The 14,364-nt window shown below is 62.2% G+C and carries 9 protein-coding genes and 1 pseudogene; 5 read left to right on the top strand and 5 right to left on the bottom strand.

What is annotated here, in order from left to right:
• Window positions 1-142 precede the first annotated feature (142 nt).
• Window positions 143-1,081 (top strand): alpha/beta hydrolase, encoded by a 939-nt coding sequence (locus ACZ5M5_RS10750; RefSeq protein WP_464739000.1) that lies wholly within the window; start codon window positions 143-145, stop codon window positions 1,079-1,081.
• A 169-nt stretch (window positions 1,082-1,250) separates the two neighbouring features.
• On the opposite strand, the gene ACZ5M5_RS10745 is transcribed toward ACZ5M5_RS10750, so the two are convergent.
• The gene (locus ACZ5M5_RS10745; protein ID WP_060738233.1) at window positions 1,251-1,964 is read right to left on the bottom strand and encodes a FadR/GntR family transcriptional regulator; all 714 of its coding nucleotides are present in this window, start codon (window positions 1,962-1,964) and stop codon (window positions 1,251-1,253) included.
• A 336-nt stretch (window positions 1,965-2,300) separates the two neighbouring features.
• Here ACZ5M5_RS10745 and ACZ5M5_RS10740 point away from each other — a divergent pair, with 336 nt between their 5' ends.
• The gene (locus tag ACZ5M5_RS10740; protein ID WP_103310308.1) at window positions 2,301-3,650 is read left to right on the top strand and encodes an MFS transporter; all 1,350 of its coding nucleotides are present in this window, start codon (window positions 2,301-2,303) and stop codon (window positions 3,648-3,650) included.
• Window positions 3,651-3,677: 27 nt separating this feature from the next.
• On the top strand, window positions 3,678-5,021 hold the full coding sequence (gene gudD / locus ACZ5M5_RS10735; RefSeq protein WP_192259994.1) for a glucarate dehydratase: 1,344 nt from the start codon (window positions 3,678-3,680) through the stop codon (window positions 5,019-5,021).
• Window positions 5,022-5,178: 157 nt separating this feature from the next.
• On the opposite strand, the pseudogene glgB reads toward gudD, so the two are convergent.
• The 3 genes and pseudogenes from glgB to ACZ5M5_RS10720 all read right to left on the bottom strand — a co-directional run bounded on the left by glgB (window position 5,179) and on the right by ACZ5M5_RS10720 (window position 12,934).
• Window positions 5,179-7,412: pseudogene (gene glgB, locus ACZ5M5_RS10730) on the bottom strand (1,4-alpha-glucan branching protein GlgB).
• A gap of 11 nt (window positions 7,413-7,423) precedes the next feature.
• Window positions 7,424-10,768: a maltose alpha-D-glucosyltransferase gene (gene treS / locus ACZ5M5_RS10725; protein WP_060738237.1), complete on the bottom strand. Its 3,345-nt coding sequence runs from the start codon at window positions 10,766-10,768 to the stop codon at window positions 7,424-7,426.
• Window positions 10,769-10,936: 168 nt separating this feature from the next.
• Entirely contained in the window at window positions 10,937-12,934 is a 1,998-nt protein-coding gene (locus ACZ5M5_RS10720) for an alpha-1,4-glucan--maltose-1-phosphate maltosyltransferase (protein ID WP_464738999.1), read from the bottom strand.
• 210 nt (window positions 12,935-13,144) lie between these two features.
• Between ACZ5M5_RS10720 and ACZ5M5_RS10715 the strand changes: the two genes are divergently transcribed.
• Entirely contained in the window at window positions 13,145-13,309 is a 165-nt protein-coding gene (locus ACZ5M5_RS10715) for a hypothetical protein (RefSeq protein ID WP_177431735.1), read from the top strand.
• 127 nt (window positions 13,310-13,436) lie between these two features.
• Here the strand turns inward: ACZ5M5_RS10715 and ACZ5M5_RS10710 are convergent, their stop codons facing one another.
• On the bottom strand, window positions 13,437-13,943 hold the full coding sequence (locus ACZ5M5_RS10710; protein WP_060738239.1) for an MgtC/SapB family protein: 507 nt from the start codon (window positions 13,941-13,943) through the stop codon (window positions 13,437-13,439).
• Between the two features lie 135 nt (window positions 13,944-14,078).
• On the opposite strand from ACZ5M5_RS10710, the gene ACZ5M5_RS10705 reads away from it, so the two are divergent.
• Window positions 14,079-14,315, top strand: coding sequence for a DUF3203 family protein (locus tag ACZ5M5_RS10705; RefSeq protein WP_060738240.1), 237 nt, complete (start codon window positions 14,079-14,081; stop codon window positions 14,313-14,315).
• Window positions 14,316-14,364: the final 49 nt, after the last annotated feature.

Genomic DNA, 14,364 nt, shown 5'->3' with positions numbered 1-14,364 from the left:
AGGCATAGGGAACAAGGCTCAGGGTTTGGGGATTTTCCAGCGCCGAAAAGCGCGCTTCAGACGAATGACCGTCACAAATCCCTGCGCCGTTTTCGGAGAATCTGCTACAAGGCATCTTTGGTTTCAGTAGCGAATGGCATCGATGTCTTCACTCTTACTTTCTGGCCTGAAACGCCGCTGGTTGGCCTGGCTGTGCATGGGCGCATTGATGGTCGGCCTGCCGGTGGGCTGTGCTGTGTTGCAGCATAAGGAGCGGGAACTGGTCTTTCGCATCGAGCCGGGGACGGCGAGCTGGTTCAGTGGGCTGCCCAGCAGCGTGCAGGAGTTCGACCTCAAGCCAAAAAGCTTCAAGGCCGGGGAAAACATCCACGGCTGGTGGTGGCCGGCCGAACGCAAGAACGCGCCGGCCATCCTGTATTTGCATGGTGTGCGCTGGAATTTGACCGGCCAGTTGTTTCGTATCCAGCAGTTGCGGGCGCTGGGCTATTCGGTGCTGGCCATCGACTACCGGGGCTTTGGCAAAAGCCAGGGAGATCTGCCATCGGAAGCAAGTGTCTATGAAGATGCGCGCATCGCCTGGGAACGTCTCGCAGCGCTTCAACCAGACCCGAGCCTGCGGCTGATCTATGGTCATTCCCTGGGCGGCGCCGTCGCGGTGGATCTCGCTGCGCAGCTCGGTCAGCAGGCAGCGAAAGATGGCAAAGCCCAGGTCCGCGGCCTGGTGATCGAATCCACGTTCACCTCCCTGGGCGATGTCGCCACCTCGATGGCGAATACATCCCTGCCGGTGCGCTGGTTGCTGTCGCAGAAGTTCGACTCCATCGACAAGATCGGCGAGATCAACATGCCGCTGCTGATTGTCCATGGCGCCGCCGACCGCTACGTGCCGCCACGCTTCAGTGAGCAATTGTTCAACGCCGCCCGGGAACCCAAGCGCCTGCTGCTGGTGCCCGGGGCGACACATAACAACAGCATGAGCCTGGCGGGCAAAAACTACCGGCAGGCGTTGGACGCCCTGATGAAAAGCGCCCCCACCCCCGTGGCTGGAAACGCCCCCACCGGCCCGGCCAAAGCGGGCTGAGCCACGGAAATATCCATGTCCCTCTTGTGGGAAGCGGTGGGTCAGTCATGGAAATGTTGGGTGTGCCGCCGCTATCGCGAGCAAGCTCGCTCCCACAGTTGAGAACACCTCGAAAAACTGTGGGAGCGAGCTTGCTCGCGATGGCGGTGAATCAGGCGACCATGAACCGTCAGGATCCCGCGCCAAACCGATCACGGCTGTTGGTCAGGTGCAACCACATGGCGGCACGGGCGGCGTCCGGGTCCTGGCGCTTGATCGCGTTGAAGATCGCCTCGTGCTCAAGGTTGGCCAACTGCGCCAGCTTGCTTAGATCGGCCTGGCCGCGCTCGGCCACGTTCACGCGGGTCCTGGGGATCATCGCACTGCCCAGGTGCTGCATGATTTCGACAAAACAGGCGTTGTCCGTGGCTTCGGCGATGAGCAGATGGAAACGCCGATCGGCTTCGACACAGCTGTCGTTGTTGTTGGACAACCGCTGATAGTCATCCAGCGCCTGGCGCATCTGCTGCAACTGGTGTTCGCTGCGGCGCTGGGCCGCCAAGGCGACGGCCTGGGTCTCCAGGCCCAGGCGCAGCTCCAGGATCGCTCGCACTCCCGCGGCGGTGTCGACATTCAGGCGCAACCCTGGCTCGCCGGTTTGCGCCAGCACGAAGGTGCCGATGCCGTGGCGGGTCTCCACCAGCCCCGAAGCCTGCAACTTGGAGATCGCCTCGCGCACCACCGTCCGGCTGACGCCATGGGCCTGCACGATGGCGCCTTCCGATGGCAGCTTCTCACCCGGTTTCAACTGCCCCAGCAAGATGCTCTGGCTCAGCTTCGTCACCAGGTCATGGGCCAGGTTGTGGGTACGCTTGCGCAGGGGCGCGTCGGTGTCTTGCGGCATCGCCGGGGTTCCTTGAAAACAGGCTGACTGATCGTATCACCAGCGGACGCCGGAAATCTCATCGTCAAGCCATCAACTTGTATGACAACACTCAAGATCAGCCCATCCCTGCAAAAATCACCCCTTCAAAAAACGGCTTCACGCAAGCCAGACAGACGCTGGATAAAATCACAATAGCCGGAAAACCCCAACAAATACGGCATAAAAACGCCATTCACCTAATCCAATGATGCTGAAAAACTGCTTGTCATCCAAAAAAATCAAGTTGTATGATGTCTATCAACATCGGCACATGCACGATGCCCCGCATAAAAATAACGAGTGGGAGAAAAACCAGTGAACACATCCAGCCTCAAGGCGAATGCCGGCGCGGATCCGGTGCTGCTGTCGGCCATCGCCAAGGTCAAGCGCCACATCCTGCCGCTGTTCGTCATCATGTTTATCGTCAACTACATCGACCGCGTGAACATCGGCTTCGTGCGTGCCCACATGGAGCACGACCTGGGTATCGGTGCCGCGGCCTATGGCTTTGGTGCCGGGCTGTTCTTCATCGGCTACGCGCTGTTCGAAGTCCCGTCCAACATCCTCCTGCAACGCATCGGCGCCCGCATCTGGCTGACCCGCATCATGCTCACCTGGGGCCTGGTGGCGGCGGCCATGGCCTTCATCCAGAACGAAACCCACTTCTACATCCTGCGCTTTTTGCTGGGCGTGGCCGAAGCCGGATTCTTCCCTGGGGTGATCTACTATTTCACCCGCTGGCTGCCCGGCGTCGAGCGTGGCAAAGCCATCGCCATCTTCCTCAGCGGTTCGGCCATTGCGTCGCTGATCTCCGGCCCGCTGTCGGGGCTGCTGCTGCAAATCAACGGCCTGGGCATGCACGGCTGGCAGTGGATGTACTTCATCGAAGGGATGTTTTCCGTCTGCCTGTGCGTCTTCGTCTGGTTCTGGCTGGACTCCAAGCCCCATGACGCCAAATGGCTGAGCCGTGAAGAACAGGATGTGCTGGTCAAGGCCATCGACGATGAACAGCGGGCACGGGAAGCCGCCTCGCCGATCAAACTGTCCATCGGCCAGTTGCTCAAGGACCGCCAGATCATCCTGTTTTGCCTGATCTACTTCTTCATTCAATTGACGATCTATGCCGCCACGTTCTGGCTGCCGAGCATCATCAAGAAAATGGGCGAACTGAGCGACATTCAGGTCGGACTGTTCAATTCGATCCCGTGGTTGCTGTCGATCGTCGGCATGTACGCCTTCGCCTCGCTGTCGGCCAAGTGGAAATTCCAGCAGGCCTGGGTCGCCACCGCCCTGTTGATCGCGGCAGCCGGGATGTTCATGTCCACCACCGGCGGACCGATTTTCGCCTTCGTCGCCATCTGCTTCGCGGCCCTGGGTTTCAAATCGGCATCGTCGCTGTTCTGGCCGATTCCCCAGGCTTACCTGGACGCCCGGATCGCCGCCGGGGTGATTGCCCTGATCAACTCGGTGGGCAACCTCGGCGGGTTCGTCGCCCCGACCACGTTCGGTCTGCTGGAAGAGCACACCGGCTCGATCCAGGGCGGCCTCTACGGCTTGGCGGCCACATCGATCATTGCCGCGATCATCGTGTTTGCCGCACGCAACACGCCCAAGCCCAAAGCCGTGACAACAACACCGATCGATCCGGCCGCCAGCCACGTCTGATCATTCGATTGCCAAGGATAAGTACAGATGAGCATTCCAGAAACCAGCAAAGCCCCGATCATCACCAGCATGCAGGTCGTGCCCGTGGCCGGCCATGACGGCATGCTGCTGAACCTCAGCGGCGCCCATGGCCCGTTCTTCACCCGCAACATCGTCATTCTCAAGGACAACGCCGGCCACACCGGCGTGGGCGAAGTGCCCGGCGGCGAGCGCATTCGCCAGACCCTCGAAGACGCCCGCTCGCTGGTGGTCGGCAGCCCCATCGGCACGTACCAGAAGATCCTCAACACGGTACGCAACGCCTTCGCCGACCGCGATGCCGGCGGCCGTGGCCTGCAGACCTTCGACCTGCGCATCACCATCCACGCGGTCACTGGCCTGGAAGCGGCGTTGCTGGATCTACTCGGCCAACACCTGGACGTACCGGTCGCCGCCCTGCTCGGCGAAGGCCAGCAGCGCGACGAAGTGAAGATGCTCGGCTACCTGTTTTACGTCGGTGATCGCCAGCAGACCGACCTGGCCTATCGCAGCGAACCGGACGCCGACAACGACTGGTTCCGCGTGCGCCACGAAAAGGCCCTGGACGCCGACGCCGTGGTCCGCCTGGCCGAAGCGGCCCAGGCCCGCTATGGCTTCCAGGACTTCAAGCTCAAGGGCGGCGTGCTCCAGGGCGACGCAGAAATCGAAGCGGTCACCGCATTGGCCGAACGTTTTCCCCAGGCCCGCATCACCCTGGACCCGAATGGCGCCTGGTCACTCAAGGAAGCGATCCGTTTGTGTCGCGACCAACACAAAGTGCTGGCCTATGCCGAAGACCCTTGCGGTGCCGAGAACGGCTATTCGGGGCGCGAGGTCATGGCCGAGTTCCGCCGCGCCACGGGCCTCAAGACGGCGACCAACATGATCGCCACCGACTGGCGCGAGATGGGTCACGCCATCACCTTGCAGTCGGTGGACATTCCCCTGGCCGACCCGCACTTCTGGACCATGCAGGGTTCGGTGCGGGTGGCGCAGATGTGCAATGAGTGGGGCCTGACCTGGGGCTCGCACTCCAACAACCACTTCGACATTTCCCTGGCAATGTTCACCCACGTGGCCGCCGCGGCACCGGGCGACATCACCGCCATCGACACCCACTGGATCTGGCAGGACGGCCAGCGACTGACCAAGGCGCCCTTGCAGATTCAGGGCGGCTGCGTACAGGTGCCGAAAAAACCGGGGTTGGGGATCGAGCTGGACACCGACCAACTGGCCAAGGCCCATGAGTTGTACAAAGGCATGGGCCTGGGGGCGCGGGACGATGCGGTGGCGATGCAGTTCCTGATTCCGGGCTGGACGTTCAACAACAAGCAGCCGTGCCTGGTTCGTTAAAGCGACCGATATCCCTTGTGGGAGCGAGCTTGCTCGCGATGGCGGTGGGTCAGCCACATTGCTGTCGACTGACACTCCGCTATCGCGAGCAAGCTCGCTCCCACATCTGGATTCATGAGCGCCACAGTCATCATTCGCCTTCAGGTTTTTGTAGAACCTAACCCTCCGGCCGCATGATCAACACCGCCAACGGCGGCAGGTTCAGTTCCAGCGACAGGGCCTGACCATGGCTGGGCACTGCTTCGGTAAAGGCGCCACCGCCGTTGCCGTAGTTGGAACCGGCGTAGGTGTCGGCGTCGCTGTTGAGCAACTCCACCCAACGCCCGGCGAACGGCACGCCGACCCGGTAGGCCTCGCGCGGCACCGGGGTGAAGTTGGCGACCACCAGCACCGGCTTACCCTCCTTGCTCCAGCGCAGCCAGGCGTAGACGCTGTTGAGCGCATCGTCGCCAATCAGCCACTGGAAGCCCTGCGGCGCGTCATCCTGGTCGTGCAGCGCCGGCTCTTCTCGGTACAGCCGGTTCAGATCGCTCACCAGCTTCTGCACACCCCGGTGCTCAGGGTATTGCAGCAGGTACCAATCCAACTGCTGGTCGTGGTTCCACTCGCGCCACTGGCCGAACTCACACCCCATGAACAACAGCTTCTTGCCGGGATGGCCCCACATGAAGCTGAGGTAGGCCCTCAGGTTGGCGAATTTCTGCCAGCGGTCACCGGGCATCTTGTCGATCAGCGAGCGCTTGCCATGAACCACCTCGTCGTGGGAAATCGGCAGGACGAAGCGCTCGGACCAGGCATACACCAGGCCGAAGCTCAGTTCGTTATGGTGATGGGCGCGGTACACCGGGTCTTGCTGGATGTAGTGCAGCGAATCGTGCATCCAGCCCATGTTCCACTTGTAGGCAAAACCCAGGCCGCCCTGCTGGGTACTCTGGCTGACCCCCGGCCACGCGGTGGACTCTTCGGCGATGACCAACGCACCGGGGGTTTCCAGCGCCACCACATCGTTGAGGTGCCGGAGGAAATCGATGGCTTCGAGGTTTTCCCGACCGCCGTGGCGGTTAGGCACCCACTCGCCGGCCTTGCGCGAATAGTCGCGGTACAACATCGAGGCCACGGCATCCACCCGCAGGCCGTCGACGTGGAAATGCTTGAGCCAGTGCAACGCCGAAGCCAGCATGAAGCCGTGCACTTCGGTGCGGCCCAGATTGTAGATCAGCGTGTCCCAATCCTGGTGGAAACCCTCCAGCGGGTTGCCGTATTCGTACAGCGCGGTGCCGTCGAACTGGGCCAGGCCGTGGGTGTCGGTGGGGAAATGCGCCGGCACCCAGTCGAGGATGACACCGATGTTGGCCTGGTGGCAGGCGTTGACGAACGCGGCGAAATCGTCGGGCGATCCGAAGCGTGCCGTTGGCGCGAATTGCGACAGCGGCTGATAGCCCCAGGAGCCGCCGAACGGGTGCTCCATGATCGGCATCAGCTCGATGTGAGTGAAGCCCAGATCCTTGACATACGGAATCAGCCGCTCGGCCATTTCATGCCAGTTGTATTGCCGGGCCACCTCGCCCGCCTCGTCGATTTCGCACTGCCAGGAGCCGGCGTGCAACTCATAGATCGACAATGGCGCGCCCGGTAGCTGGCGTTCGCGACGACTCTGCATCCACTCGTCGTCCTGCCACTCGATCTTCAAGGGCGAGGCGACTTTCGACGCCGTGTCCGGCGGCATTTGCGTGGCCAGCGCCACCGGGTCGGCCTTGAGGGGCAGGATGCCGTGGGCGCCGAGGATTTCATATTTGTATGCCTCCCCCGCCCCCAGCCGCGGGATGAACAACTCCCACACGCCGGATGGATAACGGATGCGCATCGGATGCCGACGCCCGTCCCAGACGTTGAAGTCCCCCACCACCGAGACGCGTCGTGCATTCGGTGCCCACACGGCGAAGCGCACGCCCTCGACACCGTCGACGGTGGTCAGCTGTGCACCGAGGCAGGCACTGAGGTCGCGGTGATTGCCCTCGGCGAACAGGTAGAGGTCCATCTCCCCCAGCAGTGGGCCGAAGCTGTAAGGGTCTTCGGCAACCTGCTCGCCGCCGGCCCAACGGGTGCGCAGCAAGTACGCTTGGGCGCGATCGAAATGGCCGACGAACAATCCCGGGGTTTCGGTGGGTTGCAGTTCCCCCAGCTCTTCGCCGCCCTCCCGGGCCAGCACATGCACGCTCAAGGCGCCCGGCAGGTAGGCGCGGATGAACTGGCCACCGGCGCCGTCGCCATGGGGACCCAGGATGGAAAACGGATCGTGATGTTCGGCGCGCACCAGCGCGTCGATGTCTTGGGGGCCGGCAGCAAGGACTCCTTGGCCTGCCCCTGGGGTTCTTTGTTCGAGACGCTCATGATTCTCTCCACTAAATCGGTCCGGCTAAGTCGGAAAAGGGTTGCAGCCCACTCAACAACCCGACCAGACCGTGCAACGGCACGGGCAGCCAGGTGGGGCGATTCTCGGCTTCATAGGCCACTTCATAGGCCGCCTTCTCCAGGCCGAACAACGCCAGCGCGGCGTCTTCGCCTTCAGCATCCTTCCACTCATGGGCAAGACTAGCTGCCGCCAGCCGATATGCCTCGACAAATGCCTGGCGGGCCTCTTTCAAATAACGCTCGGCGACCCGTTGCCGCGCCGCATCGGCATCGGCCGTGCTGTCGACGGTATTCAAGTGGATCGCCATGGCCGCCGCATAATCGAAGGAACGCAACACGCCGCTGACGTCCTTGTACGGGCTGTGCTTGCCCCGTCGTTCATGCAATGGCCGCGCCGGCTCACCTTCGAAGTCGATCAGGTAGGCGTCACCCTTGATCACCAACACTTGGCCCAGATGCAGGTCACCATGGACGCGGATACGCAAGCCTCCGACGGCCTTGCCGGCCAACGCCTGGACATGGGCCAGGACGGTTTTCTTGTGCTCCAACAAGCGTGCGACCATGGCCTGGTCCGCGGGGTTCAATTGGCCCTGGCTCTGCTTGAGCAGACGCAAGGCGTTTTCCACCTGGCCGGCCACGTCCTTGCCGATGGCCTGGGCTTCCTTGGCGTTGGTGGCCTGCGGCGCGAAGTCCGGATCGTCGGTGGCCTGGGCCAGTACCTGGTGCATTTCTCCCAGGCGCTGGCCGAGCATGCCGGCGAAATCCTTCAGTTCGCCCAAGGCGTTGTAATGCTGCTCCTGCTCGGACACGGCGTCCGCCAGCTCATCGCGCAAGGCGCGTTCAAGGTTGTTCTGGGTCCATTCCCAGGCGTCGCCCTGATTGCTCAGGTAGCCCTGGGCGATCATCAGCAACGCATCTTCGCCGTCGGCATCGCGGCGAACCACCGAACCCAGCAGCGGTGAAATATTGCTGAAACCCGCGGCGGTCAGGTAGGCACTCATTTCCAGTTCCGGGTGCACGCCCGAGGCCACCTTGCGGATCAACTTGAGTACCAGACTCGCCCCCACCACCACCGAACTGTTGGACTGTTCAGCGGACAGGTAGCGTACCTCTGGCTCGTCTCCCAGGTTCAACGCAGCCAGGCCTTCGGTCGGTTCGAAGCGCAACTCACCTTCGGCAAGTGGCAGCACCGTGGCGGTCTGCATGCTGTGCAGCACGGCGCGCACGAAGCTTTCCAGGCTGAATGCATCGGTGATCAAGCCCACCTGACGCCCCCGACGTACCCGCGACAAGGCCAGTTGCTGCGGCAATGCCGCACCGACCTGGTCTTCGGCGAGCAAGCCGAACGGCAACTGATAGCGCAGGGTCTGGCCGCCACTGGTGACATCGATTTCACTGAGGAGCACGGGGCGCTGCGGATCGCCGAAGCGCACACCATAGACAATGTCGACCTTCTCGATCGCACTGTCCTTGCCGGCGAACCAGCGCCGGTTCTGCAACCAGTTCGGCAGGATGGTTTGCTCCAGCGTGGTGCGCGACGGCGCTTCGAGCAATTCTTCCAGGCGTTTCTTCAGCACCAGGGTGGTGAAGTCCGGCAGGCTCTGGGCCGGTTCCACGTGCCAGCTCGGCATCTGGTTTTCCGCCGCCAGGACGAACCAATAGAAACCGTACGGCGCCAGGGTCAGCAGGAAGTTCAACTGGCCAATGGGTGGGAACGCGTTGCCACCGAGCATCTCCACCGGAACCATGCCGGCGTAGACCGACAGGTCCAGTTCGGCGGCCTGGGCGCTGCGGGACACGTTGGCCACGCACAGGATGATTTCGTGCTTGCCGTCGGGGCCGGTGTATTCGCGGGTGTAGGCCAGGATCCGGCGGTTGCTGGGCGAGAGCATCTTCAGCGTGCCCCGACCAAAGGCCTTGGACTGCTTGCGCACCGCCAGCATCCGTCGGGTCCAGTTGAGCAGTGAGTGTGGGTCGCCGGCCTGGGTCTCGACGTTCACCGACTGGTAGCCATACTGCGGGTCCATGATCGGCGGCAGCACCAGGCTGGCCGGGTCGGCGCGGGAGAAGCCGCCGTTACGGTCGATGGACCATTGCATCGGCGTACGCACGCCATCGCGGTCGCCCAGGTAGATGTTGTCGCCCATGCCGATTTCATCACCGTAGTACAACGTCGGCGTGCCGGGCATCGACAACAGCAGGCTGTTGAGCAACTCCACGCGCCGACGGTCGCGCTCCATCAACGGCGCCAGGCGCCGGCGAATCCCCAAGTTGATGCGCGCCCGACGGTCGGCCGCGTAGTAGTTCCACAGGTAGTCGCGCTCCTTGTCGGTGACCATCTCCAGGGTCAGCTCATCGTGGTTGCGCAGGAAAATCGCCCACTGGCAATTGGCGGGAATCTCCGGGGTCTGGCGCAGGATGTCGGTGATCGGGAAACGGTCTTCCTGGGCCAAGGCCATGTACATGCGCGGCATCAGCGGGAAGTGGAACGCCATGTGGCATTCGTCACCGTTCATCCCTTGGGCGTCGACATCACCGAAGTACAACTGGGTGTCTTCCGGCCACTGGTTGGCTTCGGCCAGTAGCATGCGGTCAGGATAGTTGGCGTCGATTTCGGCACGGATCAGTTTCAGGACGTCATGGGTCTCGGGCAGGTTTTCGTTGTTGGTGCCGTCACGCTCGATCAGGTACGGGATGGCGTCCAGGCGCAGGCCGTCGATGCCCATGTCCAGCCAGTAGCGCATCACCGACAACACGGCCTTGATGACCTGCGGGTTGTCGAAGTTGAGGTCGGGCTGGTGGGAGTAGAACCGGTGCCAGAAGTACTGGCCCGCCACCGGGTCCCAGGTCCAGTTGGACTTTTCGGTGTCGAGGAAGATGATCCGCGTGCCGTCGTACTTATGGTCATCATCGGACCAGACATAGAAGTCCCGCGCCTTCGAACCCGGCTTGGCCTTGCGCGCGCGCTGGAACCAGGGGTGCTGGTCCGACGTGTGGTTGATGACCAGCTCGGTGATCACCCGCAGGTTGCGCTTGTGGGCTTCGGCAATGAACCGCCGCGCATCGGCCATGGTGCCGTAGTCGGGGCTGATGCCACGGTATTCGGCGATGTCATAACCGTCGTCGCGCCGGGGGGAAGGATAGAACGGCAGCAGCCAGATGGTGTTGACGCCCAGGTCGGCGATGTAGTCGAGTTTCTCGATCAGGCCGGGGAAATCGCCGATCCCGTCGTTATTGGAGTCGAAATAGGATTTAACGTGGACCTGGTAGATCACCGCATCCTTGTACCAGAGCGGATCCTTGATGAAGGTGGCAGACCGGGGTTTCTTCGCCATTTGCAACTCCTGATAATTCATTAAAGCCGCGGGACACAGGCTTGAAAGGTCTTTTTATGGGGTGAAGCCTGCGCTTTGTGGGAGCAAAGCTTGCTCGCGATGCAGGCACCTCGATCCCTCAGGGAGACCGTGCCCTCTTCATCGCGGGCAAGCCTTGCTCCCACCGCGTCACGCCACGCTGATCCGCCAAATCCCGAACGGCTGGTACGCCGGATCAATGCGCATGAACTGGTACTTGCCGTACCAGGTCCAGCGATGCCCGTTCATCAGGTCCTCGCCCTGGGTCTGGGCGTCGTCGGGCAGGCCCATCTCCCACAGCGGCAATTCGAAACTGGCTTCCTGCGGGTTGTGCGGATCAAGGCTCACCGCCACCAGGATGAAATTGCTGCCGTCGGCGGTGCGCTTGCCGAAATAGAGAATGTTGTCGTTCCACGCGTTGTAGATTTTCAGGCCCAAGTGGGTATGCAGCGCCGGGTTCTGGCGGCGGATACGGTTGAGCTGGGCGATCTCGGCAATGATGTTGCCCGGCGCGGTGAAGTCGCGAGGACGGATCTCGTATTTCTCCGAATCGAGGTATTCCTCTTTGCCCGGTACCGGGGCCGACTCGCACAGTTCAAAGCCCGAATACATGCCCCACAGACCCGAGCCCATGGTTGCCAGGGCCGCGCGGATCAAGAAGCCTGGGCGCCCCGACTCATGGAGAAAGGCCGGGTTGATGTCTGGCGTGTTGACGAAAAAATTCGGCCGGTAGCACTCACGCCAAGGCGACTCGTTGAGCTCGCTGAAGTAGGTCGCCAGCTCGGCCTTGGTGTTGCGCCAGGTGAAATAGGTGTAGCTCTGGGAATAACCGACCTTGCCCAGTCGCGCCATCATGGCCGGGGTGGTGAACGCTTCTGCCAGGAAGATCACTTCGGGATACTGGGCGCGGACGTCGGCGATCAGCCATTGCCAGAACGGCAGTGGCTTGGTGTGAGGGTTGTCGACGCGGAATATCTTCACGCCTTCCTCGACCCAGCCCACCACGATGTCCCGCAGTTCCACCCACAGGCTGGGAATCGCATCGGCCGCGTAGAAATCGACGTTGACGATGTCCTGGTATTTCTTCGGCGGGTTTTCCGCGTATTTGATCGTGCCGTCCGGTCGCCAGCTGAACCAGCCCGGGTGCTGCTTGAGCCAGGGGTGGTCCTGGGAACACTGGATCGCGAAGTCGAGGGCAATCTCCAGGCCGTGCTGCTCGGCCGCCGCCACCAGGCGCCGGAAATCCTCGCGGCTGCCCAACTGCGGGTGAATGGCCTCGTGCCCGCCCTCCTCGCTGCCGATGGCATAGGGGCTGCCCGGGTCGTCGGGACCGGCGGTGAGGGAATTGTTCGGGCCTTTGCGGAAACTGCGACCGATGGGGTGGATCGGCGGGAAGTACAGCACGTCGAACCCCATGTCCTGGATCACCGCCAGGCGCGAATGCACGTCATTGAACGTGCCATGGCGTTGGGGATCGTCGGTGATCGAGCGGGGAAACAGCTCATACCAACTGGCAAACTCGGACAGCTTGCGCTCCACATCCAACGGGTATTCGGGGCTGATGCTCAAGTAAGGTCGATGATCGGCCAGGGACATCAGGTCGGCACTGCGCGGTGCCAGGAACAGCGCCACCTGCTCCGTCGGCAACAGGCCGGAAAGCTCGTGGTGCAAGGCCGCCAGTTGCTCGCTCAGCTCCCCTGTGCTGCGCTCGACGGCCATTTGCACTTGGTTGCGTCCTTCCTGCAACTCCAGGCTGATCGGCACTCCGGCACCGAATTTCTTCTCCAGTTCGTAGCGAAAACTGGCGAACTGATCGATCCAGGCCTCGATGCAGAAGACATAGCGACCTTGCTCCGGCACGTTGAACTGGCCGCGCCAGCCGTTGTTGCCCAGGTCGCGCATGACCTCGCTGTTCCACACTTCATCCTGCAGCGAACGCCAGCGAATGCGCACCGCCAGCTTGTCGTGACCGTCGGCGAACACTTTACTGGTCACCGTCACGTCCTGCCCGGCCACGGCCTTGGCGGCAAATTGCCCGCCGTCGATCACCGGCATGGTGTTTTCAATCGCGATACGCGGTAACAACAAGGCTTGAGACAACGGCAAATGCGGGTTGTAGACCAGGTCAGACGGGTGTTCAGCAGTCATCGAGCATCGCTCCTTTTACGCCCCATGGACGCGCTTGTGGCGGTAAAGGCCCAACGGGTCCCTGAAAAAACTCACTTAAACTCCGAACCGGGACGACGGCTAAAAGTTCAGCGGGATTTGCCCTCGATGTATCCGGGATCAAACCCGGTACAGGATGGTCAACAACCATAAGCACGACTCAAGCCATGTGCGTTACGGAGATCCGTCCCGATGAATATTCCCATCCCGGCCGAAACACCCGATCCGAACATCGACGACCCCACCTTGCCCCCACCCGGTCCTGATCCGGAACCGATTCCGGAGCAAGACCCGCCGCTGACCCCACAACCGCCCAAGGGTGACCCGCCCAGCGAAGCGCCGCCGGAGCGAGTTTGATTCAACGACTCCCTGTGGGAGCGAGCTTGCTCGCGATAGCGGAGTGTCAATCAGCATAGTGGCTGGCTGATCCTCCGCCATCGTCGGAACGCCGCTCGGAGCGAGCGTGCTCCCACAGGTCTTATGTTCAGGCTGATGGCTTGTCGCCCTTCTCCAGCGCCCGAACAATGACCGGCATTACACTGAAGATCACCAGGGCCAACACTGTACTGAGTAACGCAGTCGCTTCCCGGCCCAGCCCGGCGGCGACGCCAATGGCCGCGGTCATCCACAGGCCGGCGGCGGTGGTCAGGCCTTTGACATGAGCTTCATCGCCGTCGTGGTTTTTCAGGATGGTGCCAGCACCCAGAAAACCGATGCCAGCGACCACCCCTTGTATCACCCGGCTCATGGCGTCGGCCTGGGACCCGGACATCTGTGGCACCAATACGAACAACGCCGCCCCCAGGGCCACGAGCATGTGGGTTCGCACGCCGGCAGCCTTGCCCTTGTGTTCACGCTCGAAACCCAGGATGCCCCCCAACAGCGCAGCCATGACCAGCCGCACCGTAACCCGGGTCATCTGCTGGGCATCGGTGATGTCGGCGAATTCCGCCTGCAGGGTTATCCAGACTTCATGCCACCAGGCTTCCATGGAGCATCCTCTTTCTCATTGGATAAACGATGGACCGCAAGCGAAGCCAGAGGTGCACCCGACCGCTGATCAGCCACAACGAACCCTGGCTTGGCCGCGCGACCTAACGTTCATGACCCCTGAAGGAGGAACACCATGACTGTCCGTATCGATGAGAACCAGACCTGCCATTTCGAAACCCCCGACGGCACCGAACAGCGCCCCGCCAGCGAGCTGACCATCATCACCGACCCGGACAAGGCCATGTCAGTCGTGGAGCTCAATGGCGACCGGTTCTATATCACCGAGGCCGAGGCCGATGCACTGACCGTGGCCGGCGCAGTCGACGGGCGCAAGCACCTGAAGGCCAGCGACAGCGGCTCGGCGATCTGACGCCACCCACCCACTGCGACCTGTACGAACTGCGTAGGAGCTGTCGAGC

It is taken from the genome of Pseudomonas sp. Van50 (assembly GCF_055390755.1).
The sequence above is the reverse complement of the archived record's forward strand: the minus strand, read 5'-3'. Positions and strand labels throughout refer to the sequence as shown.

Excerpts from the sequence above, each read along its gene's own strand:
- ACZ5M5_RS10720 (WP_464738999.1), bottom strand. The coding sequence starts at position 12,934 with ATGACTGCTGAACACCCGTCTGACCTGGTCTACAACCCGCATTTGCCG.
- ACZ5M5_RS10710 (WP_060738239.1), bottom strand. The coding sequence starts at position 13,943 with ATGGAAGCCTGGTGGCATGAAGTCTGGATAACCCTGCAGGCGGAATTC.
- ACZ5M5_RS10750 (WP_464739000.1), top strand. The coding sequence starts at position 143 with ATGTCTTCACTCTTACTTTCTGGCCTGAAACGCCGCTGGTTGGCCTGG.
- ACZ5M5_RS10705 (WP_060738240.1), top strand. The coding sequence starts at position 14,079 with ATGACTGTCCGTATCGATGAGAACCAGACCTGCCATTTCGAAACCCCC.
- ACZ5M5_RS10715 (WP_177431735.1), top strand. The coding sequence starts at position 13,145 with ATGAATATTCCCATCCCGGCCGAAACACCCGATCCGAACATCGACGAC.
- ACZ5M5_RS10745 (WP_060738233.1), bottom strand. The coding sequence starts at position 1,964 with ATGCCGCAAGACACCGACGCGCCCCTGCGCAAGCGTACCCACAACCTG.
- gudD (WP_192259994.1), top strand. The coding sequence starts at position 3,678 with ATGAGCATTCCAGAAACCAGCAAAGCCCCGATCATCACCAGCATGCAG.
- treS (WP_060738237.1), bottom strand. The coding sequence starts at position 10,768 with ATGGCGAAGAAACCCCGGTCTGCCACCTTCATCAAGGATCCGCTCTGG.